Source organism: Streptomyces sp. SID9727 (genome assembly GCF_010550605.1).
Lineage (GTDB): Bacteria > Actinomycetota > Actinomycetes > Streptomycetales > Streptomycetaceae > Streptomyces.
This window is the reverse complement of record NZ_JAAGNI010000111.1, coordinates 1-247: the sequence shown is the minus strand read 5'-3', so window position 1 is coordinate 247 and position 247 is coordinate 1. Positions and strand designations below refer to the sequence as shown.

The window sequence follows — 247 nt, the reverse complement described above, 5'->3', positions numbered from 1 at the left end:
GGTGGCCAGGCCGAGGGCGAGGACGGTGCGCCCGCCGGCGTGCGCGGCCACCAACGGGGGCAGCCGGGCCGCGAGCCGGGCGAGGACGCGGTGGGGGTCGGTGGTGCCGTGGGGCCGGCGGTCCTCGGCGACGATCCGGCCGCGCAGGTCCATCAGCGAGAGGGTGGAGTGGGCGACGGCGATGTGCGCCCCGGCCACCAGATAGCGTCCGGTGTCGATCTCGACGGGGATGTGCGGCCGGCCGAGC

At 78.1% G+C, this 247-nt stretch carries 1 pseudogene; it reads right to left on the bottom strand.

What is annotated here, in order from left to right:
• A pseudogene (locus G3I41_RS06830) lies at window positions 1-247 on the bottom strand (sugar kinase); the annotation flags it as partial.